Annotated in this window: 24 protein-coding genes; 10 read left to right on the top strand and 14 right to left on the bottom strand. The window is 73.4% G+C overall.

Annotated elements, in window-relative coordinates:
• Positions 1–222: 222 nt before the first annotated feature.
• Positions 223–1,866: a threonine/serine exporter family protein gene (locus tag AB0910_RS13065; RefSeq protein WP_366744636.1), complete on the top strand. Its 1,644-nt coding sequence runs from the start codon at positions 223–225 to the stop codon at positions 1,864–1,866.
• A gap of 34 nt (positions 1,867–1,900) precedes the next feature.
• On the opposite strand, the gene AB0910_RS13060 is transcribed toward AB0910_RS13065, so the two are convergent.
• Entirely contained in the window at positions 1,901–3,313 is a 1,413-nt protein-coding gene (locus tag AB0910_RS13060; RefSeq protein ID WP_366744635.1) for a DedA family protein, read from the bottom strand.
• Positions 3,314–3,578: 265 nt separating this feature from the next.
• Between AB0910_RS13060 and AB0910_RS13055 the strand changes: the two genes are divergently transcribed.
• Positions 3,579–3,950 carry a YbjQ family protein gene (locus tag AB0910_RS13055; RefSeq protein WP_366744634.1) on the top strand — a complete coding sequence of 124 codons (372 nt, stop codon included), beginning with the start codon at positions 3,579–3,581 and terminating at the stop codon, positions 3,948–3,950.
• Positions 3,951–4,132: 182 nt separating this feature from the next.
• On the top strand, positions 4,133–5,572 hold the full coding sequence (locus tag AB0910_RS13050) for a glutamate decarboxylase (protein ID WP_366744633.1): 1,440 nt from the start codon (positions 4,133–4,135) through the stop codon (positions 5,570–5,572).
• Between the two features lie 96 nt (positions 5,573–5,668).
• Here the strand turns inward: AB0910_RS13050 and AB0910_RS13045 are convergent, their stop codons facing one another.
• On the bottom strand, positions 5,669–7,135 hold the full coding sequence (locus AB0910_RS13045; protein ID WP_366744632.1) for an aldehyde dehydrogenase family protein: 1,467 nt from the start codon (positions 7,133–7,135) through the stop codon (positions 5,669–5,671).
• 74 nt (positions 7,136–7,209) lie between these two features.
• On the bottom strand, positions 7,210–8,079 hold the full coding sequence (locus tag AB0910_RS13040) for a helix-turn-helix transcriptional regulator (RefSeq protein WP_366744631.1): 870 nt from the start codon (positions 8,077–8,079) through the stop codon (positions 7,210–7,212).
• 320 nt (positions 8,080–8,399) lie between these two features.
• Between AB0910_RS13040 and AB0910_RS13035 the strand changes: the two genes are divergently transcribed.
• Complete coding sequence (locus AB0910_RS13035; RefSeq protein WP_366744630.1) at positions 8,400–8,936, top strand: ATP-binding protein; 537 nt, start codon at positions 8,400–8,402, stop codon at positions 8,934–8,936.
• 174 nt (positions 8,937–9,110) lie between these two features.
• On the opposite strand, the gene AB0910_RS13030 is transcribed toward AB0910_RS13035, so the two are convergent.
• The 5 genes from AB0910_RS13030 to rpmG form a co-directional block, all read right to left on the bottom strand.
• Positions 9,111–9,353 (bottom strand): DUF397 domain-containing protein, encoded by a 243-nt coding sequence (locus AB0910_RS13030; protein ID WP_366744629.1) that lies wholly within the window; start codon positions 9,351–9,353, stop codon positions 9,111–9,113.
• 197 nt (positions 9,354–9,550) lie between these two features.
• Positions 9,551–9,829, bottom strand: a complete 279-nt coding sequence (gene rpsR / locus AB0910_RS13025; protein ID WP_366744628.1) for a 30S ribosomal protein S18 — start codon at positions 9,827–9,829, stop codon at positions 9,551–9,553.
• A gap of 5 nt (positions 9,830–9,834) precedes the next feature.
• Complete coding sequence (locus AB0910_RS13020) at positions 9,835–11,028, bottom strand: GTP-binding protein (protein ID WP_366744627.1); 1,194 nt, start codon at positions 11,026–11,028, stop codon at positions 9,835–9,837.
• Positions 11,028–11,282, bottom strand: a complete 255-nt coding sequence (locus AB0910_RS13015) for a type B 50S ribosomal protein L31 (protein ID WP_366744626.1) — start codon at positions 11,280–11,282, stop codon at positions 11,028–11,030. Before AB0910_RS13015 ends, AB0910_RS13020 begins: the two co-directional genes overlap by 1 nt.
• A 98-nt stretch (positions 11,283–11,380) precedes the next feature.
• Positions 11,381–11,545: a 50S ribosomal protein L33 gene (rpmG, locus tag AB0910_RS13010; RefSeq protein WP_366744625.1), complete on the bottom strand. Its 165-nt coding sequence runs from the start codon at positions 11,543–11,545 to the stop codon at positions 11,381–11,383.
• Positions 11,546–11,622: 77 nt separating this feature from the next.
• On the opposite strand from rpmG, the gene rpmB reads away from it, so the two are divergent.
• The 3 genes from rpmB to AB0910_RS12995 all read left to right on the top strand — a co-directional run bounded on the left by rpmB (position 11,623) and on the right by AB0910_RS12995 (position 12,802).
• Positions 11,623–11,859, top strand: a complete 237-nt coding sequence (gene rpmB, locus AB0910_RS13005; protein WP_366744624.1) for a 50S ribosomal protein L28 — start codon at positions 11,623–11,625, stop codon at positions 11,857–11,859.
• On the top strand, positions 11,859–12,164 hold the full coding sequence (gene rpsN, locus AB0910_RS13000; protein WP_366744623.1) for a 30S ribosomal protein S14: 306 nt from the start codon (positions 11,859–11,861) through the stop codon (positions 12,162–12,164). The genes rpmB and rpsN overlap by 1 nt, the downstream gene beginning before the upstream one ends.
• 74 nt (positions 12,165–12,238) lie before the next feature.
• Positions 12,239–12,802 carry a hypothetical protein gene (locus AB0910_RS12995; protein WP_366744622.1) on the top strand — a complete coding sequence of 188 codons (564 nt, stop codon included), beginning with the start codon at positions 12,239–12,241 and terminating at the stop codon, positions 12,800–12,802.
• A gap of 110 nt (positions 12,803–12,912) precedes the next feature.
• Here the strand turns inward: AB0910_RS12995 and AB0910_RS12990 are convergent, their stop codons facing one another.
• A complete protein-coding gene (locus tag AB0910_RS12990; protein ID WP_366744621.1) occupies positions 12,913–13,575 on the bottom strand; it encodes an ATP-binding protein in 663 nt (220 codons plus the stop codon).
• A gap of 157 nt (positions 13,576–13,732) precedes the next feature.
• On the bottom strand, positions 13,733–14,647 hold the full coding sequence (locus tag AB0910_RS12985) for an NADP-dependent oxidoreductase (protein WP_366744620.1): 915 nt from the start codon (positions 14,645–14,647) through the stop codon (positions 13,733–13,735).
• A 268-nt stretch (positions 14,648–14,915) separates the two neighbouring features.
• On the opposite strand from AB0910_RS12985, the gene AB0910_RS12980 reads away from it, so the two are divergent.
• A complete protein-coding gene (locus AB0910_RS12980; RefSeq protein WP_366744619.1) occupies positions 14,916–16,592 on the top strand; it encodes a bifunctional 3'-5' exonuclease/DNA polymerase in 1,677 nt (558 codons plus the stop codon).
• Positions 16,593–16,619: 27 nt separating this feature from the next.
• On the opposite strand, the gene AB0910_RS12975 is transcribed toward AB0910_RS12980, so the two are convergent.
• The 4 genes from AB0910_RS12975 to AB0910_RS12960 all read right to left on the bottom strand — a co-directional run bounded on the left by AB0910_RS12975 (position 16,620) and on the right by AB0910_RS12960 (position 19,727).
• Positions 16,620–17,336, bottom strand: a complete 717-nt coding sequence (locus tag AB0910_RS12975) for a GntR family transcriptional regulator (protein WP_366744618.1) — start codon at positions 17,334–17,336, stop codon at positions 16,620–16,622.
• Positions 17,337–17,451: 115 nt separating this feature from the next.
• On the bottom strand, positions 17,452–18,474 hold the full coding sequence (locus AB0910_RS12970; protein WP_366744617.1) for an aldo/keto reductase: 1,023 nt from the start codon (positions 18,472–18,474) through the stop codon (positions 17,452–17,454).
• Entirely contained in the window at positions 18,471–19,295 is an 825-nt protein-coding gene (locus AB0910_RS12965; protein ID WP_366744616.1) for an SDR family oxidoreductase, read from the bottom strand. Before AB0910_RS12965 ends, AB0910_RS12970 begins: the two co-directional genes overlap by 4 nt.
• 108 nt (positions 19,296–19,403) lie before the next feature.
• Positions 19,404–19,727, bottom strand: a complete 324-nt coding sequence (locus tag AB0910_RS12960) for an L-rhamnose mutarotase (RefSeq protein WP_366744615.1) — start codon at positions 19,725–19,727, stop codon at positions 19,404–19,406.
• A gap of 274 nt (positions 19,728–20,001) precedes the next feature.
• On the opposite strand from AB0910_RS12960, the gene AB0910_RS12955 reads away from it, so the two are divergent.
• Together AB0910_RS12955 and AB0910_RS12950 are read left to right on the top strand one after the other, a co-directional pair.
• Positions 20,002–21,375 (top strand): sugar porter family MFS transporter, encoded by a 1,374-nt coding sequence (locus AB0910_RS12955; RefSeq protein WP_366744614.1) that lies wholly within the window; start codon positions 20,002–20,004, stop codon positions 21,373–21,375.
• A gap of 113 nt (positions 21,376–21,488) precedes the next feature.
• Positions 21,489–22,583: a mandelate racemase/muconate lactonizing enzyme family protein gene (locus tag AB0910_RS12950; RefSeq protein ID WP_366744613.1), complete on the top strand. Its 1,095-nt coding sequence runs from the start codon at positions 21,489–21,491 to the stop codon at positions 22,581–22,583.
• Positions 22,584–22,729: the final 146 nt, after the last annotated feature.

Raw genomic sequence — 22,729 nt, 5'->3', positions numbered from 1 at the left:
CCGCGGTCGTCGCCCGGCACGAGGCGCTGCGCACCACGTTCAAGGAGGCCGAGGGGCGCCCCGCGCAGACCGTCCGCGTCGGTGGCCGTGTCGGCGATCTCGGTGGGCGCGCCGCCCGTTCGCGTGCCACGTGCGCATTGTCGGCGTGTCAGCCGCCATGTCCGTGGCCATACTGGGCAGACGCGGCAGCAGGCCGTGCGAGTAAGGAACGAGGCGTGACGAGTGGCCGAGCCTGACGGTCCGGAGGACAGGAAGCCTCCCTCGGACGAGGCGCACAGCGCCTTCACCCCGCCGCTCGGGGTACCGCAGCCGCCGGTCCCCGAGGACGAGCAGCCCACGTCGGAGTTTGCCGTGCCGGAGGGGGTGAGCACGGACGTGCCGCCGCCGCTGCCCTCGTACGCGCAGACGGCGATGCTGCCGCCCGCGTTCACGCCCGCCGAGGGCGTACCGATTTTGCGGCTCACCAAGGAGGCCCCCTGGCAGGACCGGATGCGCACGCTGCTGCGCATGCCGGTCGGCGACCGGCCGCTGCCGGAGATCGTGCAGCGGCACGACGTCACGGGCCCCGCCGTGCCGCGCGTGCTCGACCTGACGCTCCGTATCGGCGAGCTGCTGCTCGCGGGCGGCGAGGGCGCCGAGGACGTGGAGGCGGCGATGTTCGCCGTGAGCCACGCCTACGGCCTAGAACGCTGCGAGCCCAACGTCACCTTCACCCTCATCTCCATCTCCCACCAGCCCTCGCTGGTGGAGGACCCGGTGACCGCGAGCCGGGTCGTGCGCCGGCGCGGCACCGACTACACGCGCCTGTCCGCCGTGTTCGACCTCGTGGACGACATCACCAACGAGGACGAGGACGTCACGCTCGAAGAGGCGTACCGCCGCCTCGCCGCGATCCGCCGCAACCGCCACCCGTACCCGGGCTGGGCGCTCACGGCGGCGAGCGGCGTACTGGCCGGGTCGGCGGCCGTGCTGGTCGGCGGCGACTTCCTGGTGTTCGTCGCCGCACTGATCGGCGCGATGCTCGGCGACCGGCTCGCCTGGCTGTGCGCGGGGCGCGGGCTGCCGGAGTTCTACCAGTTCGTGGTGGCGGCGATGCCGCCGGCCGCGATGGGGGTGGCGCTGACGCTCGCCGGCCCGGCCCTGTCCTGGGACGGCAAGCCGTCCGCGGTCATCACCGGTGGGCTGTTCGCGCTGCTGCCGGGGCGCGCGCTGGTCGCCGGCGTGCAGGACGGCCTGACGGGCTACTACATCACCGCGGCGGCGCGGCTGCTCGAAGTCATGTACTTCTTCATCGCGATCGTGATCGGCGTGCTGATCGTGCTCTACGTCGGGGTGCAGCTGAACGCGGAGCTCAACCCGGAGAGCGCGGCCCCGGTCGCCGGGCAGCGGCCGCTCGTGCAGATCCTGGTGTCGGTGACCCTGAGCCTGGCCTTCGCCGTTCTCCTGCAACAGGAGCGGCGCACGGTGCTGATGGTGTCCCTCAACGGCGGCGTCGCCTGGATCGTCTACGCCGCGATGCACGACACCGCGAAGATCTCGCCGGTCGCCTCCACGGCGGTGGCGGCCGGGCTCGTCGGCCTGTTCGGGCAGCTGTTCTCGCGCTACCAGTTCTCCAGTGCGCTGCCGTACGTCACGGCCGCGATCGGACCGCTGCTGCCGGGTTCCGCGACCTACTTCGGCCTGCTCGGCATCGCGTACAACGAGCTGGACCACGGCCTCGCCTCCCTCTCGAAGGCGGTGGCACTCGCGCTGGCGATCGCGGTCGGCGTGAACCTCGGGGGCGAGATCTCCCGGCTGTTCCTGAAGGCGCCGGGCGCGACGCGCGGCTCGGCCCGGCGCGCGGCGAAGCGCACACGCGGCTTCTGAACCGGCGCGCGCGGGGCCGCGCGCGCCGTGCGGCTCAGTAGCGGTGGCGCGGGTCGGCGCCCTCGCCCTCCTCCGGGTCCTGCGGCCCGCCCTCCGGCGCACGCCCCCCGTACGGCTGCTGCCCGTAAGGGTCGCCGGGGTACTGCTGCTGGGGCTGGGGCTGCTGATACTGCGGGGGCTGCTGCGGGCCCTGCGCCTGCCGCCCGTACGGGGGCTGCTGCGGGCTCTGCGGCTGCTGCCCGTACTGCGGCTGCTGCTGGTAGGGAGACTGCTGTCCCTGCTGCGGGTACGGAGAGTGCTGCGGCTGCTGGGCCTGTTGCGGGTCCCCGTACTGCGGGTAGCCGCCGTACGGCTGCCCGCCGCCCTGCGCCGGGTAGCCGTACGGCTGCTGCCCGCCCTGGTAGGGCCCGCCGGGCTGGGACTGCTGCTGCGGGTACGGCTGCTGCCCGCCGTATCCGCCGCCGGTCCCGTACGCGGCGCCCTCGCCGTACGCCGGGCCGCCGCCCGCGCCGTACTGCTGCTGCCCCTGGTAGCCGCCCTGCTGCGGGGCGTACGGCTGCTGCCCGCCCTGCGGGTGGGCGCCGTAGCCGCCGGGCTGCTGGTACGGCTGCGGGCCCGGCGCGCCATACGGCTGCTGCCTGGCGTAGGGGTCCTCGCCGCCGCCCGGGTTCCCACGGGGGCCGCCGTCGCCCGCGCCCTCGTCGGGGCGCGGGCGGCGGGCGGGTCCTTCCTCGTCGGCGAGGTCCGACAGGGCGGGCATCGGCATGGTCGTCGACGGGTCGGCGTGGCCGCCGTCCGCGCGGTCCACGGCCCCGGGCCCGGCCTTGCCGGCCTTGGACCGGGCGCGCAGGTACTCGATGGCGACCGGGATGACCGAGACCAGCACGATCGCCACCAGGATCAGCTCGATGTGCGCGTGCACGAACGCGACCTTGCCGAGCGCCGCGCCGAGCACCGAGACGCCGATGCCCCAGAGGCCGCCGCCGATGACGTTGTAGATCACGAAGGAGCGGTAGTCCATGCGGCTGACGCCCGCGATGATCGGCGTGAACGTCCGCACGATCGGCACGAAGCGCGCGAGGATCAGCGACTTCGGGCCGTGCTTCTCGAAGAAGGCGTGCGCCTTCTCGACGTTCTCCTGCTTGAACAGCTTGGAGTCGGGCCGGTTGAACAGCGAGGGGCCGACCTTCCGGCCGAAGAGGAAGCCGACCTGGTCGCCGAGGGCCGCGGCGAACCACACCAGCAGGCACAGCAGCCACAGGGGTGTGCCGAGCTTGCCGGTCGTGACCAGCAGGCCCGCCGTGAACAGCAGCGAGTCGCCGGGCAGGAAGAACCCGATGAGCAGGCCGGACTCGGCGAAGACGACGATCAGCAGACCGAGCACGCCGAAGGTCGAGATCAGGTGGTCCGGATCCAGCCAGCTGGGTCCGAGAGCGAGGGTGGTCACGGGTTCCGGACTCCTGAGTCGTCGGTGGAGCGTCGCCGCCGATCCTACGTACGGCTCGTACGCGCGGCGCGCCCGCGGGCATCCCGCCGCACGGACCGGGCGCACCGTCGCGTACGGGCGCGGCCGGCCGCCAAAGCTATCAACGCCGACGCGGGACGCGTGGTTCCGCCGCCGGCGTGCGGCCACTGCTGGTACGAAGGGGCCGCAGCACTCACCGAGAAACAGAGAACGTGAAGAGAAGAACAGAAGAGAGGGGAACGGTCGCATGGCCATCGAGGACTACAGCGGCGGACTCAGCCCGGACGCGGACGTCATCGTCGTCACCACGAACGACGTGCCCGGCTATCGGGTGACGGAGGTGATCGGCGAGGTCTTCGGCCTCACCGTGCGCTCGCGGCACGTCGGCTCGCAGATCGGCGCGGGCTTCAAGTCCATGATGGGCGGCGAGCTGAAGGGCCTCACCAAGACCCTGGTCGAGACCCGCAACCAGGCGATGGAGCGGCTGATCGAGGCCGCGCGGGCGCGCGGCGCCAACGCCGTCCTGATGATGCGCTTCGACGTGACGGACGCGGCCCAGGTCGGCACGGAGGTCTGCGCGTACGGGACGGCCGCGGTCGTCGCCAAGAGCGGCGCCTGAGCCACGGGCCGCGCCCCCGGGCCGCCGCCGCGCCAGGGGGGGCGGATCGGTGCGCGGCCGGTCGCGCGGGGGCGCGGCCCGCGCGGCGGGACGCGTCACGCGCGGCCCGGGCCGGGGCCGTTCGTATGCTCACCCCGTACACTCCGCCGCCGCGCGGGCGGCCCAGCCGAGGAGAGCCGCAGATGAGCCTGTACCAGGGCAAGGAGCCCCACCGCCCGAGCACCGGCCGTGAGGACACCGACGAGGTGCGCCGCCTGTCGATCAACCCGTTCTACGGAGAGGCCGACCCGGTCAGCGCGATGAACTCGGCGCCGCCCAAGCACCGGCTGCCGGACGGGCCGATGCCGCCGGCCACCGCGTACCAGCTGGTCCACGACGAGCTGATGCTCGACGGCAACGCGCGGCTCAACCTCGCGACGTTCGTCACGACCTGGATGGAGCCCCAGGCCGATGTGCTGATGAGCGAGTGCCGCGACAAGAACATGATCGACAAGGACGAGTACCCGCGCACCGCCGAGCTGGAGCAGCGGTGCGTGACGATGCTCGCCGACCTGTGGCACGCGCCGGACCCGGCGAAGGCGGTCGGCTGCTCCACCACCGGGTCGAGCGAGGCGTGCATGCTCGCGGGGATGGCGCTCAAGCGGCGCTGGGCGCGGCGCAACGCCGACCGCTACCCGGCCACCGCGCGGCCCAACCTGGTGATGGGCATCAACGTGCAGGTCTGCTGGGAGAAGTTCTGCGACTTCTGGGAGGTGGAGATGCGCCAGGTGCCGATGGAGGGCGACCGCTTCCACCTCGACCCCGCGGCGGCGGCCGAGCTGTGCGACGAGAACACCATCGGCGTGGTCGCCGTGCTCGGCTCCACCTTCGACGGTTCGTACGAGCCGGTCGCCGACCTCTGCGCGGCGCTCGACGCCCTCCAGGAGCGCACCGGGCTCGACATCCCCGTCCATGTCGACGGGGCGTCGGGCGCGATGATCGCGCCCTTCCTCGACGAGGACCTGGTGTGGGACTTCCGGCTGCCGCGCGTCGCGTCGATCAACACCTCGGGGCACAAGTACGGGCTGGTCTACCCCGGCGTGGGCTGGGCGCTGTGGCGGTCGTCCGAGGCGCTGCCCGACGAGCTGGTGTTCCGGGTCAACTACCTGGGCGGCGAGATGCCGACGTTCGCGCTGAACTTCTCCCGGCCGGGCGCGCAGGTCGTCGCGCAGTACTACACGTTCCTGCGGCTCGGCAGGGACGGCTACCGCGCGGTGCAGCAGACCGCGCGGGACATCGCGACCGGACTCGCCCGCAAGATCGACGAGTTCGGGGACTTCAGGCTGCTGACGAGGGGCGACGAGCTGCCGGTGTTCGCGTTCACGACCGCCGACCACGTCACCGCCTTCGACGTGTTCGACGTGTCGCGGCGGCTGCGCGAGCGCGGCTGGCTGGTGCCCGCGTACACCTTCCCGAAGAACCGCGAGGACCTGGCGGTGCTGCGGGTGGTGTGCCGCAACGGCTTCTCCGCCGACCTCGCGGAGCTGCTGCTCGCCGACCTGGAGCGGCTGCTGCCCGAACTCCGGCGCCAGGACGCGCCGCTGTCCCGGGACAAGGCGGCCGCCACCGCGTTCCACCACTGACCGCCACAGGTCCGGCCGCCGTCCTGGGGGCGGTGTCCTGGCGAGGCGCGGGGGAAGCCCTGGGCGCCCCCGCAGGAACGGCCTTCGAGGACACGGCTAGAGCGGGACCTCGGGCATGTCCGCCCTCGTGGAGATCCACTGCTCGGTGGAGAAGAGGTCTATGGCGTGCCTGCCGTTGAGCCGGCCGAGCCCCGACGCGCCGTCGCCGCCGAACATCACCGTGACGTCCTGGAGGTTGGTGGTGCTGTTGACGTGCACCATGCCGGCCCTTATACGGCGGGCCACCCGGGCGCCTCGCTCCAGGTCGGGGGTGTGGACGGCGGCGGTCAGGCCGTAGGGCGTGTCGTTGGCCATGCGGATGGCCTCCTCCTCGCCGTCGAACGTGGCGAGGAGCGCCACCGGGCCGAAGATCTCCTGCCGCAGCAGCGCCGAGTCCTCGGGCAGGCCCGTGAGCACCGTGGGCTCCACGAAGTTGTCGTAGGTGGAGCCCTGGACCAGCGCCGTGGCCCCCGCGTCCAGCGCCTGTTTGATTATCGTCCGCATGGCGTCTGCCTGGAGGGCGTTGATCAGCGGGCCAATGTGGGTGGCCGGGTCGCGGGGGTCGCCGACCCTGAGGGCGCGCACGGCCGCGACGAACTTCTCGGTGAACTCGTCCGCTACGGCCCGGTCGACGAGGATCCTGTTGGCCGCCATGCAGACCTGGCCCTGGAAGACGAACCGGCTGCTGACGGCGGCCCGGACCGCGTAGTCGAGGCGTTCGCCGCGCACGTCGTCGAGGACCACGAAGGCCGCGTTGTTGCTGAGTTGGAGTACGCACCGCTTGAGCTGCCGGGCGGCGACCTCGGCGACGTGCCGGCCGACCTCGTCGGAGCCCGCGAAGGAGATCACGCTCGGCACGGGGTGCTCGATCAGCGCGTCGCCGATCTCCGCGATGTCCGTCACCAGCACGTTGAGCACGCCCGCGGGCAGCCCGGCCTCTTCGAGGACCTTCGCGACGAGGCCGCCGCCGGAGACCGGGGAGTTCTGGTTGGGCTTGAGCACCACCGCGTTGCCCAGGGCGAGCGCGGGCGCGACCGACATCATGGCCGTCGCGAGGGGGAAGTTGAAGGGGCTGATCACCGTGACGACGCCGATGGGGCGGCGGATCACCCGGTTGGTGCGCCCCGGCTCGGGCGACGGCGAGTGCACCGTCGTGTCCTCGGCCGTGGTGATCATGGCCTGCCGCAGGTGCTCGACGGCGGAGACCAGCTCGATCACCGACTTGGCCTGGTTGCCGCCGAGTTCGTCGGTGATCAGAGCGGCGAACTCGTCCGTGCGCTCCTCGATCACCTCGATCGCGCGCTCGAAGACCCGCCTGCGCTCCCCCGGGTCGGTGTCGGCCCAGGCGCCCTGCGCGCGGGCCGCCGCTTCATAGGCGGCGTCGATCTCCTTCGCGGTGGCGACGGTGATCGCGGCGAGTTTCTCGCCGTTGTACGGATTGAAATCGATGATGTCCCAGGACCCGCTGCCGACCTGCCACTGTCCGCCGATGTACTGGTGGCCCAGTTCCGTGAAGTAGGACATGTGATCCCTCTGCTGTCTGTCAGGGCAGTCGCTGTGGGGTCGGGCTCCTGAATGGGGCTCATAGTAACGGCCCCTCAGCAGGCTCGGCGCCAATCGCGAAGATAGTCAACGCTCTTGGCGGGCGAGGGGCAGTCGCGGATGAGGGATTCCATGACCTCGGTGTACTGGCTGACCTCTTCCGGCTTGTCCAGATAGAGCGCACCGGTCAGCTGCTCGGCGTAGATGATGTCGCCGAGATCGGGCTCGGGGAAACTCAGGACGGAGAACGCGCCCGTCTCCGCGGTGTGCGGCCCGTGGCTGAACGGGAGCACCTGAAGGGTGACGTTCGGGTGTTCGGACATCTCTATCAGGTGATCCAGCTGCGCCAGCATGACCTCGCGTCCCCCGTAATGGCGGGAGACGGCGCCCTGGTCGAGGATCGCGTGCAGTTTCAGCGGGTTTTCCGCGACGAGTTTCTTCTGTCTCTCAAGTCGCAGCGCGACCTTGTCGTCAATGGTTTCCCTGGTGACGTTCGGGCCCCGTACGCCCCGGGTGATGACGGCCTGCGCATACGCCTCCGTCTGGAGCAGCCCGTGCACGAACTGCACCTCGAACGCGGTGATGCGCGCGGCCGCGGTCTCAAGCCCCACATAGTTCGGGAACCAGCTCGGCACCACGCTGTTGAAGGCGTGCCACCAGCCTGCCGTGTTGGCCTCCCTGGCCAGTCCGAGCAGGTCGGCGCGCTCTTTCTCGTCGGTGACCCCGTAGAGCGTCAGCAGGTCCTCGACATCGCGGGTCTTGAAGCCGACCCGCCCCAACTCCATGCGGCTGATCTTCGATTCGGAGGCGCGGATCGAGTACCCGGCCGCCTCACGGGTGATCGCGCGGGACTCGCGCAGCTGGCGCAGCCGCGAGCCGAGCAGGATGCGCCGCACCACGGAACCGCGCTTTTCGTCAGCGGACACGCTGTCAACCCTCCCCATCCTTTGCGGTCGGACGGAGCAGTCCCCGGCCCCGACTGCCGGATTGTGCCATCAAAACGCTTCACCGCGTACTCACACGGTTACGCAGGGAGCAATCCGCGAAGAAGCGACCAGAACGGCCCACCCCCACAAATACCAATAAAGGTGGGTACAACGGGCGATACGCGTCACCTGCACGTGCATCTGCCCTTGCATCCGCAGCCCGCATTCGGAACCATGACGGGAGCAGACTTCTGCGCTCGTACCACGTGTGCCCGTGTCACCGACGTGTGGCCACGGCCGCCGAATCCCGGGAGCCTCGCATGGGGACCAATGGATCGACCGTGCTCGCGCCGTTACGGCAGGGCCTTCCCCCGATCGACGTGTCCGGCGCGGCGGGAGCCGCCTCGTGCTCGCTCCCCGCACGGTACGAAGCGGTGCGCTCCGCACGGGAGTTCACCCGTACGACCCTGGGCCAGTGGGCCCTCGACGAGCGGTTCGACGATGTCGCGCTCGTCGTCTCGGAACTCGTCACCAACGCCCTGCGGCACGCCGTGCCCGAGGCGGCGCCCGGCGGCCACGAGCGCCCGGTGCGGCTGCATCTGATGCGGTGGAGCACCCGGCTGGTCTGCGCGGTGCGCGACCCGAGCCGGATCAGCCCGGAGGCGCGGGAGGCGGAGGACGAGTGCGCCGCCGAGTCGGGGCGCGGCCTCTTCCTCGTCGAGTCGTTCAGCGACACCTGGGGCTGGCACCCGCTCACCGGCACGCTCAGCGGCAAGGTGGTGTGGGCCGTGTTCCTGCTGCGCGCCCCCGTGCCCGCAGGCGCGCGGCCCGAGCCCGCGCTCCCGGTGGAGGACTGAATCCCCGCGCGCCGCGCGCTCCCCGGCCGCCAGGAGACACGGGCCGGTGACCGGCACACACGAAGACGGCCGCGGAACCGCGCCCCGAGGGCGGTCCACGGCCGTCTCGACTGACCAGGGGAAGAAGGGGCGCGCGCCGCACCGGTCGTATGCGGCACGCGCCCTGCCGCGCGGTCAGCTCGCGGCGGTCAGGTGGTCGAACTCACCGGCCTTGACGCCGAGCAGCAGCGCCTCGATCTCGGCCGGCGTGTAGACCAGCGCCGGGCCCTCGGGGAAGCGGGAGTTGCGCACGGCGACCGCGCCGCCGGACAGCTTCGCGAACTCCACGCAGTTGCCCTGGGAGTTGCTGAACCCACTCTTCTGCCATGCGACATCGGTGAGCTCGGTGGCCGCGATGCCGTTGTATGCCTGATGCACGGAAATCTCCCGGGAGTTGCAAGGTCGATCAACAACTGAGCCGGATCATAGCGACGCGCACGTGCTTCTGCACGAGCAAATGCACGTGCAGAGGAAAATTCCCGCGTCCGTGAACTCCGAGGAACCCTTCCGGTGCACACGGTGAACAGAATGTTCGAGTCCTGGAACCTGCGTGAACGTTCCGCCTGGAATCCCCGTCAGCGCGGCACCGAACGGTACGGAAGCAAAGCCATCTCGCGGGCGTTCTTGATCGCCCTCGCCAGCCGGCGCTGCTGCTGTGCGCTGACTTTGGTGACGCGGCGGCTGCGGATCTTTCCGCGGTCGGAAAGGAACTTCCTCAGCAGATCAGTATCTTTGTAGTCGATATAATCAATGCCCGCCCGATCCAGCGGATTGGTGCGCTGGGCGGGTGCGCGGCGCTTTCCCGTACGGGAGTCGGCGCGCGATCCTGCGCGGTTCGTGGTGCGTGGGGCCATGTCGGTCAGATCTCCAGCAGGTTGTCGAAGGCGGGCGCGAGGCGCTGCCACGCCTCGGGGCCCGCCGCGTATTCGGCGTCGGTGAGCAGGCAGGAGTCGAGCAGCCGACAGATGCCGTCGGTGTCGAGCCCCGGCGAGGTGAAGACGAGGTGCTGGCAGCGGTCGCCGTGCTCCGGGTGCCAGTCGAGGGCCACCGCGGCGCGGCGCACCGGCGGCACGCTCTCCCAGGCGGCCTCGGGCAGGGCGGCGAGCCAGGGCCCGTGGCTCTCCACGCACAGCGCGCCGCCCGCGGCGTCCCAGGCGAGCAGGGTGTCGGGCCGGTCCGCGAGCCAGAACCTGCCGCGGCTGCGCGCGGCCGCGCAGCACAGGTCTTCGAGCGCCTCGTACAGCCGCCCGGGGTGGCAGGGCCGCTCGCGGTGCCACACGTAGGTGACGACGCCGCTCTCGTCGGCCGACTGCGGCAGCAGCGCGCAGGCCGGGTGCTGGCGGGCCGCCGCCGCCTCCACGTCGAAGCCGCTCCCCCAGCCGAACGCGGCCTCGGCCAGGGCGCCCCCTTCGGTGACCCTGATCTGCCGGGCCGTCGGGTGGAGTTGGGCGAGCAGCGCGCGGTCCTCCTCGTCGCCGTAGGCGCCGTCACCGCCCGCGACGAGCGCGAGCACCGGCGCGTACTCCAGCTGCCTCGCCCAGGTGTCGGCGACGGTGCGCTGGTCGGTGGCCGCGGCGGCGAGGCCCACGTCGGCGAGGTCGTCGCCGTTGCCGAGGCACGGCAGCGTCAGGGACGGGTCGACGGCGGTGAGGACGGAGGTGAGCCGCAGGCTCTCGCCGCTGTGCGCGGCGATGACCTCGGCCATCGCCTTCGGCTCCACCGAGTCCCACAGCTCCACGACCGCGAGCCGGGTCAGCCCGTCGTCGGCGAGCCGCAGCAGCTCGGGCACCAGGTCCTCGCGCAGCGCGCAGCACGCGCAGTCGTTGACGAGCGGCGCACGCCCCGTGTCCCGTACGGCGGTGGCGTCGCGGACGGTGCGCAGCACGCTGCCGGCGGCCGCGGTGGACAGGTCGTGGTGGAGGGCGACGCTGCCGGGCACCGTGGCCAGCAGGCGCTGCACGGCGGCGCGGCGCGCCTCCCCGTGCAGGCCGCAGACGACGGCGACGGGCAGCCTGCCGTCCGGCCGCGCGGCCGGGTCGCTTGCGGCGTCCATCAGCGGGCCGCACGCTTCCCGTAGCGGCGTTCGAACCGCTCCACGCGGCCCGCGGTGTCGAGGACGCGCGCGGTGCCCGTGTAGAAGGGGTGGCTCGCGGACGACGTCTCGACGTCGATCACCGGGTAGGTGGCACCGTCCTCCCACTCGACGGTCTTCTCGCTGGTGGCCGTGGAGCGGGTGAGGAAGGCGAAGCCGGCCGAGCGGTCGCGGAACACGACGGGCCGGTAGGCGGGGTGGATTCCGGGCTTCATGGGCGGGGTCCTCGCGGGTGGGTCGGTACGGGGGCAGGGGGTTTCTGCGCAGGGAGCCGGGCGCGGCTCGGCGCGCCACGCGGCGGGTGCGGCGCGCGTCAGCGCTCCTCGCGGAACTCGACGTGGCGGCGCACCACCGGGTCGTACTTGCGCAGAGTCATGCGGTCGGGGTTGTTGCGGCGGTTCTTGCGGGTCACGTAGGTGAAGCCGGTGCCCGCGGTGGAGCGGAGCCGGACGATCGGGCGGAGTTCATTGCGGGCCATGCCGCTAGTATATGGAAACGGTTACCATTTCCAATACCGGGCTCCGGCCCGCCCCATCGCGAAAGGCGAGGACCCAGATGGCCAACCGTTGCCAACTGACCGGCGCGCACCCCGTGTTCGGCAAGAACGTCTCCCACTCCCACCGGCGCACCTCGCGCCGCTTCGACCCGAACATCCAGCACAAGCGGTACTGGCTGGCCAGCGAGGGCCGCCATGTGCGGCTGACGCTGAGCGCGAAGGGCGTCAAGACCGTCGACGCGCTGGGCATCGAGGCGGCCGTGGCCCGCATCCGCGCGCGGGGAGGGTCGGTCTGATGGCCAAGCGCAGCAAGATCGCCGCCAACGAGCGGCGCAAGGAGACGGTCGCCCGGTACGCGGCGCGGCGCGCGGAACTCAAGGAGATCCTGCGCCGCGTCGACACCCCGGACGAGGAACGAGCCGCAGCCCGGCGGGAGTTGAACCGCCAGCCGCGCGACGCGAGCGCCACCCGCGTGCGCAACAGGGACAGCGTCGACGGCCGGCCGCGCGGTCACCTCAGGAAGTTCGGGCTCTCCAGGGTGCGGCTGCGCGAGGCCGCGCACGCCGGTTTCCTCCCTGGTGTGACCAAGTCGTCCTGGTAGCTTGGAGGGTCGGCCGGGGGCCCGGCGAACCGGCCGCCCCCCGGCGGTCCTTCGACTCTCAGGGGGGCGCCGTCGTGCGCAGGATCACAGGGGCCGGGGCCTTGGCCGCGGCGGGTACGGCCGTCGCGGCACTGCTGCTCGCCGGGTGCGGGGGCGGGGGTTCGCACGACACGTCCGCGTCCCGCGCGCCGAGCGCGGGCACGGCGAGCGGCGGCGCCGGGGCACCCGCCGCCTCGGCGAGCGCGCATCCGCCGTCGCCGGCGCCGGGCTCGGGCCCCGGGTCCCAGACGGTGGCACAGGTGGCGGCGGGGCTCGCCGGGACCTGGCAGGGTGAGACGGACGGCAGCGTCGTGACGCTCGCGGTCAAGGGCGTCCAGGCGGTGGTGATCGCCGACGGCCATGTCTGCCAGGGCACCATCCAGGAGATGGGCGTGCCGATGCTCGCGATGACCTGCACGGACGGGGACAGGAACCGCGTGATGGGCATCGTCAGCTCCAACGACGGCCGGACCGCGGTGATCGCCTGGGGCGACACCAAGCGCGACATCCTCAAGAAGACGGCGGGCGTGCCGTCCGGGCTGCCCTCGCTCCCGGCGGGGGCGCTGCCCTCAGCGGGGGCGCCGACGCCGGGGGCGTAGTCGGCGCGGGGCGGCCGGCGGCGGTGACGGGCCGCCGACCGCCCGGAAGGCGCGGGCCCCGCTCTGTCCACAGGCTGTGGACAGAGCGGGGCCCGGCCGCAAGCGGCGCGTCACGGCGCACCGGCCAGCGGGCCGCGGGCGCCGGGATCCGGCCGTACGCCTGCCGGAGCGTCCGGATCCGCTCGTAAGCCTGCCGGGGCCTCCCGTGCGGCTGCCGGGGCGCCGGGGTCCGGCCGTACGGGCGCGGCGGGCGCCGGTCTGTCCTCGCAAGCCGCCGCCGGTCTGTCCGCCCGGGCGGCCGGGAGGCGGGCGGTGGGGGCGAACTCGCACCAGACGACCTTGCCCCTGCGCCCCCGCGCGCAGTCGCCCCAGTCCGCGGCGAGGCCGGTGACCAGCAGCAGCCCGCGGCCCGACGCCGCCTCCGCGTCGACCGACTCGATGCCGGTCGGCCAGCAGGGCGGCGTGCGGGACGGGTCGCCGACCTCCACGCGCAGCCGCTCCCCCGCCGAGAAGAGAGCGAGGGAGACGGCGCCGCGGGTGCAGCCGCAGGGGCAGACGCCGTGCCGCACGGCGTTGGTGACCAGCTCGCTCACGGCGAGCTCCACGGTCGCCACGAGCTCCGGGTCCACCCGCAGCGGGGCCAGCGTCTCGCGCGTGTGTCTGCGCGCCCGGAAGACGGCCTCCGGCTTGTGCGGGAGGGGGAGCCGGGTCAGCGCCGACCACGGCCGGTCGGGGTGGTACACGTCGTGCACAAGGCCACTGTCGGTGAGCATCGTCACTCTCGGACATCGATCGGTCACGGAAAGCAACCCATGGTGCCCGAGCGTGCCGCCGCGCGCCACCGCCGTACGAGGACACTTCGGCGGCCCCGGCGGCGGCCGCTCCCCGGTCAGTGGCCGCGCCCGCCGCGGGAGCCGTGCCGCGCCGACCCTACGGGACGATCACCAGCTTGCCGCGCGCGTGGCCCGCCTCGCTCTCGCGCTGCGCGTCGGCGGCCCCGTCGAGCCCGAACGTACGGGCCACCCGCAGGCGGAGGCCCCCCTCCGCGGCGAGCGCGAGGTTCGCCGCGAGGTGGGCGCGCTGCTCCTCCTGCGGGGCGCCGCCCGCCGAGAACGTCACGCCCAGCTTCTCCGCGTCCATGTCCGCGATCGTGACGACCCGGTCCGTGGTGCCGCCGCGCAGGTCGATCGCGTCGGGCAGGTCGCCCTTGCCCGCCGTGTCGAAGACCGCGTCCACGATCTGGGAGGGCGCGGCGGCGCGGATGCGGTCGACCTGGCCCTCGCCGTAGGCGACGGGCGTGGCGCCGAGCTCCCGCACGAAGTCGTGGTTGGCAGGGGACGCCGTGCCGACGACGGTCGCGCCGAGCGCCACGGCGAGCTGCACGGCGACGGAGCCGACCGCGCCCGCGGCGCCGAGCACGACGAGGGTGTCGCCGCTCGTGACGCCGAGGAGCTCCAGGACATGGCGGGCCGTCTCGCCCGCGACGGGCACGGCGACGGCCTCCTGCCAGCCGAGGCCCGCGGGCTTGGGCACCGCGTTCGTCATCAGCGCGTACTGCGCGTACGCGCCGGTGGCCCAGCCGACGACCTCGTCGCCGACCGCGAAGTCCGTGACGCCCTCGCCGACCTCGTCCACCACGCCCGCGGCCTCCACGCCGGGGACCGCGGGGAAGGAGGTGTGCATCATCTGCTCCATCCATCCGTGGCGGATCTTCCAGTCCATCGGATTGACCCCGGCCGCCCTGACCGCGATCCTGACCTGCCCGGGGCCCGGGTGCGGCTCGGGCACCTCGCCCGCGCGCAGCACCTCGGGACCGCCGAACTCCTCGAACACCGTCGCCTTCATCGTGACCTCCGCCTGTCGCGTCGTTGCGTCGTTCTGCTGTGGGTGTGCCCGGGTGGCCCGCCGCGGGTGTGGGTATGCCCGGGGTGGTCCGTCGCGGGCGGGTGCGTACGGCCGCCACCACCAGCCTGCGGCCGGTGCGGCGGGCCCGCGCGCCCGTTCACTTGAACTCTCAAGCACAGGCTGCCCGCGTTTGTTCCCGGCATGTTCTGCCTGGTGCGCGCGGGGCGGTCGGGGCCCGCTGTCAGACCCTCCTGCGAGACTCGCCCCCATGACCGACCGCACCGGGCGCTGGGCGCTCGCACCGCTGGACGACGGGGGCGCCCTGCTGGCGCCGCTCGGCGCCGACGGCGGCGCCGCCGGGCCCGTCGGGCGCGAGCCCGACCTGGTCGCCGCGGTGCGGGCGCGCCCCGACGTGACCCGGTGGGTGTGGCGCTCGACACCCGAGGTCTATCCGCGGCTGCGCGCCGCCGGCGTGCGCGTCGAGCGGTGCTACGACGTGGAGGCGGCCGAGCAGATCCTGCTGGGGCACGAGGGGCGCCTCGGCGAGCCGCGCTCGGCCGCGGCCGCCTGGGCACGGCTGCGCGGGGCGCCGGTGCCGCCCGACCCGCCGCCGCGCTCGGCCGAGCCCGGCTCGCAGTCCTCGCTGTTCGAGGCGAGACCCGGCTCCGACGTGCCGTTCGACGGGCTCCTCGACGTCTACCGGGAGCAGCAGCGCCGCCATGCACGCGCCGAACACCCGGGCAGGATGCGGCTGCTGACGGCCGCCGAGTCCGCGGGCATGCTCGTTGCCGCCGATCTGCACGCCGCGGGCCTGCCCTGGCGCGCCGACCTGCACCGCGCGGTGCTCGACGAACTGCTCGGCGAGCGCTACGCGGGCGGCGGGGAGCCGCGCCGCCTCGCCGAGCTGGCCGAAGCGGTGTCGGAGGCGTTCGGGCACCGGGTGCGCCCGGACCTGCCTGCCGAGGTGGTGAAGGCGTTCGCGCGCGCGGGCGTGCGGGTCGGATCCACCAGGCGGTGGGAGCTGGAGAAGGTCGACCACCCGGCGGTCGAGCCGCTGATCCAGTACAAGAAGCTGTACCGGATCTGGACGGCCAACGGCTGGTCCTGGCTCGCCGACTGGGTGCGCGCAGGCCGCTTCCGCCCCGAGTACCAGCCGGGCGGCACGGTCACCGGCCGCTGGACCACCAACGGCGGCGGCGCGCTGCAGATCCCGCGCGTCCTGCGCCGCGCGGTCGTCGCCGACGACGGCTGGCGGCTCGTGGTCGCGGACGCGGCGCAGATGGAGCCGCGCGTGCTGGCCGCGATCTCCCGCGACCCGGGCTTCATGGAGGCCTGCGGCCACCCGGGCGACCTCTACACGGCCCTGTCGGAGCGCGGCTTCACCGGCGACCGCGGCCAGGCGAAGCTGGCGCTGCTCGGCGCGATCTACGGGCAGACCTCGGGCGACGGGCTCAAGAACCTCGCGGCCCTGCGCCGCCGCTTCCCGCACGCCGTGGCGTATGTGGACGACGCGGCGCGCGCGGGCGAGGAGGGCCGCCTGGTGCGCACCTGGCTCGGCCGCACCAGCCCGCGCCCCGCGGGCGCACCGGACGCCGACGAGGCGGGCCTCCCGCAGGACGACACCGCGCAAGGCGCGCCCGCTTCGGCGTCCTCGGCCCGCGCCTGGGGCCGCTTCACCCGCAACTTCGTCGTCCAGGGCAGCGCCGCCGAGTGGGCCCTGCTGATGCTGGCCGCCCTGCGCGGCGCCACCGCGGGCCTGCGGGCCGAGCTGGTCTTCTTCCAGCACGACGAGGTCATCGTCCACTGCCCGGCCGAGGAGGCCGACACGGTCGCCGCCGCCATCCAGTCGGCCGCCGACACCGCGGGCACCACCGCCTTCGGCCCCACCCCGGTCCGCTTCCCCTTCACCACGGCGGTCGTCGAGCGCTACTCGGACGCCAAGTAGCGGCCCAGCTCGTACCGGCCTCCCCGGTCAGCCGCCCTGGGGGTGGTCCCTTCTGGCGTGCTGGCGGTCGAGGCTGGCGGTGAGGTGGGCGCGCATGGCGTCGGCGGCGCGTTCGGGGTTGCGGCGGAGGATCGCGCGCAGGATGCGGTCGTGTTCCGCGAGGGTGAGGGGGCCGCCGCCCTGCACGCTGCCCAGGCGAAAGATGTGCAGGTGGGAGTGGAGGCGGCCGACGGCGTCCGCGAGGAGGCCGCGGCCGGTGGCCGCCGCGACGGTGTCGTGGAAGCGCTGGTCGAGTGCGGCGAAGTCGCGGTAGACGGCGTAGCGGTCGCCGGTGCCCGGGTGGCGGCGCATCTGCTCGACGAGGTTCTCGATCGCGTCGAGGTCGGCGTCGTCCGCGTTGCGCGCGGCGAGCGCCGCCGCATGGGGTTCGAGGAGGAGGCGCATCTCGAACAGCTCGTCGAGGCCCGCGCGGGTGAGGAGTTCGGTGGCGCGGTAGCCGGCGAGGGAGCGCTTGGTGACGAGGCCGTCCGATTCGAGGCGGGCCAGGGCCTCGCGCACGGGGGTCGGCGAGACGTCGAGCGCGCGGGCGAGCGCCTCGATGCCGACGCGGGCGCCCGGCTGGATCGCGTGGTCCATGACCATCGCCTTGACGGCCTCGTACACGCTGTCGGCCAGCACCTGGCGGGGCCGGGGCCCGGGGTCCCCCGGCGCCCCCGAGCGGGCGGGAGCGTCGTCGTCCGCCATCGGTCGGCCTCCTTCGCCGCTCGCCCGTCCGGCCGTGCGGGCCGGTCCCCGCACCCGGATCAGGGGAATCCAGATTCTATAGGATCCCCTGGCGCGGGTACGGGTCCGCCGTCCGTCAGGTGCCCGGCAGGACCGCGCCCGCGGGCAGCAGGCCCGCCGCGCGCAGGTCGTCCCAGAGCGCCTTGGGCACCTCGGTGGTGACGGAGGTCACGTTCTGCCGTACCTCCGCGGGGCTGCGCATGCCCGCGAGGACCGTACGGACCGCGGGGTGGACCCGTACGAACGCCAGCGCGGCCACCGGCAGCGGCACGCCGTGCCGCGCGCAGACCGCGGCGATGGCGCGGGCCCGCGCGACCAGCGGCCCGGGGGCCGCCGCGTAGTCGAACGTCGGGCTCTCTTCCGGCGTGGCGAGCAGCCCGCTGTTGAAGACGCCGGCACCGACGACGTCCACGCCGCGCTCCGCGCACAGCGGCAGCAGCTCGCGGGCGGCCTCCCCGTCGAGCAGGGTGTAGCGGCCCGCGACGATCAGGCAGTCGATGTCGCTCTCGCGGACGAACCGCGTCGGCACGGCGACCTGGTTCATGCCCACCCCGACCGAGCCGAGCACGCCCTCGTCGCGCAGCGCGGCGAGCGCCGGATACGCCTCGGTGAGCGCCTGCTCGACGTGGTCGTCGGGGTCGTGGATGAACGCGACGTCGATCCGGTCGACGCCGAGCCGCTCCAGGCTCTCGTCCAGGGAGCGGCGCACGCCGTCCGCGCTGTAGTCACGTACCCGCACGCGGTGGGGGGTGCCGTAGAAGCCGTCGGCGCCCTCGGACTGCGAGGGATCGCCGGTGCCGGGCACCAGCAGCCTGCCGACCTTGGTCGACAGGACGTAGTCGGCGCGCGGCTTGTCCGCGAGGAAGCGGCCGAGGCGCTCCTCGGAGAGGCCGACGCCGTAGTGCGGCGCGGTGTCGAAGTAGCGGATGCCCGCGTCCCAGGCGGTCTGGAGCGCGGCGTGCGCGTCCTCGTCGGACAGCGGCGCGAACAGGCCGCCGAGCGTGGCCGCGCCGAAGCCGAGCGCCGTGACCCGCAGCCCCGAGCGGCCGAACGGCTCGGTGGGCAGCGCGGCGCCCGCCGGCCGCGGTACGGGTGTCACTCGGTGCCGCCCGCGGGCTCGGCGGGCCGCAGCCTGAGGCCCTGCATGCCGCCGTCGACGGCGAGGTCGGTGCCGGTGGTCGCGCCCGCGTAGGGGCCGGCGAGGTAGCAGACGGCGGCGGCGACCTCCTCGGCGGAGACGAGCCGCCCGGTGGGCTGGCGGGCGTTGAGCGCGGCGCGCTCGGCGGCCGGGTCGGCGGCCGCTTCGAGGAGGCGGCCGACCCAGGGGGTGTCGACGGTGCCGGGGTTGACGCAGTTGACCCGTACGCCCTCGCGGATGTGGTCGGCGGCCATGGCCCTGGTCAGGCCGAGGACCGCGCCCTTGCTCGCGGAGTACAGCGCGCGCTGCGGCAGGCCCGCGGTGGCGGCGATGGAGCAGGTGTTGACGATCGCGGCCGTCGCCGGGGCGTCGCCCGCGCGGGCGGCGGCGCCCTTGCGCAGCAGCGGCAGCGCGGCGGCCGCCGCCCTGGCCATGCCGGTGACGTTCACGTCGAGCACGCGGGCCCACTCGGCGTCGTCGTTGTCCTCGACGGTGCCCTGCGCGCCGATGCCCGCGTTGTTGACGAGCACGTCGAGGCGGCCGAAGCGCTGGTCGATCGCGGCGAACGCGGCCTGCACCGAGGCACGGTCGGTGACGTCGCAGGGGAAGCCGTGCAGGCCGGCGGGGGCCGCGTCGGCGTTCAGGTCGAGGACGCACACCTCGGCGCCGCGCGCGGCGAGCTCACGCGCCGTCGCGAGGCCGATGCCGGAGGCCCCGCCGGTGACGGCGGCGACGAGGCCGCGGAACTCGCCGCCGCGTGGGAGGTCGGAAGTCTGAGTCATGTGCTGTTCGCCGTCCTTCTCGGTGTCACGCTGTCCTGGTCCTGCTCGGTGCCGCACCGCCCCGGTCCCGTACGGGCGCCCCGCGCGGCCACGCGCCGCACGGCACGCTCACTCCATCAGGAAGACCTGCTCGGCCGCGGCCCACCACTCGCCAGGGGCGGCCTCGGGGACGCGCTCCTGGCAGGGATCGGTGAGCTTCCACCACTCCTGGGTCGCCGGGTCGGCGGCGACCGCCCGGAGGTCCGCCTCCAGGTCGTCGCCGTGGTACTCGAAGTAGCTGAACAGCCGGTCCCCGAGCAGGTGGATCGAGTAGTCGGCGATATGGCTCGCGCGCAGCCGCGCGAGGACCGGCTCCGGCACGGCGCGGTGGAGCGCCACGTACTCGTCCCGCTTCTCCGGCCTCAACCTGATCACCTGTGCGATGCGCTGCACGGCACGCTCCACTCCGAGCTCGGCTGTCCGACGGTTCAGCTGTCCGATGTTTCCAGAGCAGAACCTATAGGAGTGAGGGCAAAAGCAGAACCCTGTCCGCCGGACCCCGGTCGGGCGCCCGGGCGGCGTCATCGGGGTACTTTCCGCCGTAAGCGGGGAGTTCTCGACCGAGAATGATGGCTCGCACCCCTTGACGTACGCCGGACGCGCCTGCTTAACCTCCCCAGGTCCCCAGATTTCCTATAGGAAAAATCTGACTGTCCTTGGAGGCGTCATGGCTGACCCCGCCCCGCCTGCACCGCCGCTGCCCCGGTTCGTCAAGGCGGTCGCCGTCCTCGGCGGCATGGCGGGCCTGCTGTACGGATACGACTCCGGCGCGATCGCCACGGCGCTCCCGTTCGCGACGAAGGCCTTCGGACTGTCCTCCACGGAGCAGGGCCTGGTCACCAGCCTGATCCTGCTCGGCGCCCTGCCGTCGATCGTGGCCGGCTCGCTCGCCGCGAAGCGCTTCGACCGCCGCCACCTGCTGCTGGTGGCCGGGGTGGTCTTCGTCGTCGGCTCGCTCGGCTGCGCGCTCTCGGGCGACGTGGCCGTCCTGCTGACGTTCCGCTTCGTGCTCGGCCTCGGCGTGGGCCTCGCCAACATGTTCGGACTGATCTACCTGACCGAGCTGGCGCCCAAGCGGACCCGGGGCCTGATCAGCGCCCTCTACCAGCTGAGCGTGAACGTCGGCATCCTCGTCGCGTACGGCGTCGGCGACGCGCTGCGCGGCATTGGCGCCTGGGAGTGGATGCTCGGCCTCGGCGCGGTCCCGGCGCTGTTCTTCTTCGCGGGGATGTGCCTCAGCCCCGACAGCCCGCGCTGGCTCATCCTGCGCGGCAGGGACAGGGAGGCGCACGACGTCCTCGTACGGCTGCGGTCCACCCGCGCCGAGGCCGAGGAGGAGGAGCGGGAGATCCACGGCAGCCTCGGCCGGCAGGGCGCGGGGCTGCGGGAGCTGTTCCACCGCTACCGGCCCGCGCTCACCATCGGGCTCGTCCTCACGTTCTTCCAGGTCTTCACCGGCATCAACGGCGTCGTCTACTACGCGCCGACGGTCTTCGCCTCGGCGACCGGCGGCGCCACCGACACCGGCATCATCGCCAACTACAGCGTCGGCGGCGCGCTCGTCGTCTCCACGGCGCTCTCCCTGCCCCTGATCGACCGCATGGGGCGGCGGAAGCTGCTGTCGCTGAGCCTGGGCGGGCAGGTCGTGCCGCTGGTCCTGCTCGCGCTCTTTCCGCACCTGACGGCGCTCGACATCGTCTGCGTCTTCGTCTTCACCTTCGCGTTCGGCTTCGGGCTCGGCCCGGTGTTCTGGCTGTACATCCCCGAGATCCTGCCGCTGCGGGCCCGCGCGCTCGGCATGGGCGTGGTGACGTTCACGCAGTACCTCTTCAACTTCCTCTTCTCGCTGACCTTCCCCGACATCCTCGGCGCGATCCACTTCTGGATCTTCGGTATCTACGGGGTGCTCTCCGCCGCCGGCCTCGTCTTCGTCCTGAGGTGGGTGCCGGAGACCGCAGGACGCTCCCTCGAGGACATCGAGGAGGACTGGCGCCGCAGGGACAGGCGGCAGGCGGCGGCCGCGGGGGCGGGCGCGGCGTAGCGGTACGGGCGGCGGCACGCTCCGTACGGCCCGAGCCGCGGCCCGGACGACCCGAGCAGGACCAGCACGCCCCCCCTGGCGGGGCCACGGACACCGAAAGCGAGCGGCACCGCATGCCGAGCACGACGATCAAGCAGGTCGACACCAGGCTGGTCGACATCGAACCGGAGACACTGCGCACCGACGCCTCGCAGACGTTCGTGCGCCAGGAGACGATCCTCGTCACGCTGGAGACCGAGGACGGGCTGCGCGGCACCGGCTACTCGTACACGATCGGCACCGGCGGCTCCTCCGTGCTCGCTCTGCTGCGCGACCATCTGGCGGCCGGGCTCGTCGGGCGGGACGCCCGCGACATCGAGGGCCTCTGGGCCGGGATGCTCGCGTCGACAAGGGCGACCGCCTTCGGCGTCCTCACCTCGCTCGCGCTCGCCGCGGTCGACACCGCGCTGTGGGACCTGCGGTGCCTGCGCGCGGGCGAGCCGCTGTGGCGGCTCGCGGGCGGCGCGCACGACCGGCTGCCCGTCTACGACACCGAGGGCGGCTGGCTCCACCTGCCGACCGACGCGCTCGTGGAGAACGTCGGCGCGGCGCAGGCGCGCGGCCTGCGCGGCGCGAAGCTCAAGGTCGGCAAGCCCACGGCGGGCGAGGACGCCGAGCGGCTCGCCGCGGTGCGCGCCGCGGTCGGCCCGGCGTTCGAGCTGATGGTCGACGCCAACCAGTCCCTCACCTGCGCCGAGGCGATCCGCCGCGCGCGTACGTACGAGCCGCTCGACATCGCGTGGTTCGAGGAGCCGATGCCCGCGGAGGACGTGGCGGGCCACGAGCGCCTGGCCCGCGCCACCACGGTGCCGGTCGCGGTCGGCGAGTCGATGTACAGCGCCGGGCACTTCGCCGCGTACCTGCGCGCGGGCGCCGCTGGGGTCGTGCAGGTCGACGTGGCGCGCGTCGGCGGCATCACGCCGTGGCTGAAGGTGGCGCACGCGGCGGAGGCGTTCAACGTCAAGGTCGCCCCGCACTTCCTGATGGAACTGCACGCGAGCCTCGCCTGCGCGGTCCCCGCGGGCCTGTACGTGGAGCACATCCCGCAGCTCGGCGCGATCACCACGAGCGATCTGGTGATCGAGGACGGCCAGGTGGTCCCGCCGGAGACCCCGGGCCTCGGCATCGCCTGGGACGAGGACGCGATAGCGGACCTGCGGGTGGCGTGAGGGGGCGCGGGGCGCCGCGGGGCGCGCGTACGGGGCGACGCGGCCGAACAGCGGGGGCCGCTCCGTGAGGCGCTCGGCCTCCGCGCAGTCCTCGAAGGAGCGGCCGCAGGGCCTGGTACCCGCGGGGACAGGCCGCGGGTGCGGTA

The sequence above is a fragment of the Streptomyces sp. NPDC047002 genome (genome assembly GCF_040704505.1).
Lineage (GTDB): Bacteria > Actinomycetota > Actinomycetes > Streptomycetales > Streptomycetaceae > Streptomyces.
The sequence above is the reverse complement of the archived record's forward strand: the minus strand, read 5'-3'. Positions and strand labels throughout refer to the sequence as shown.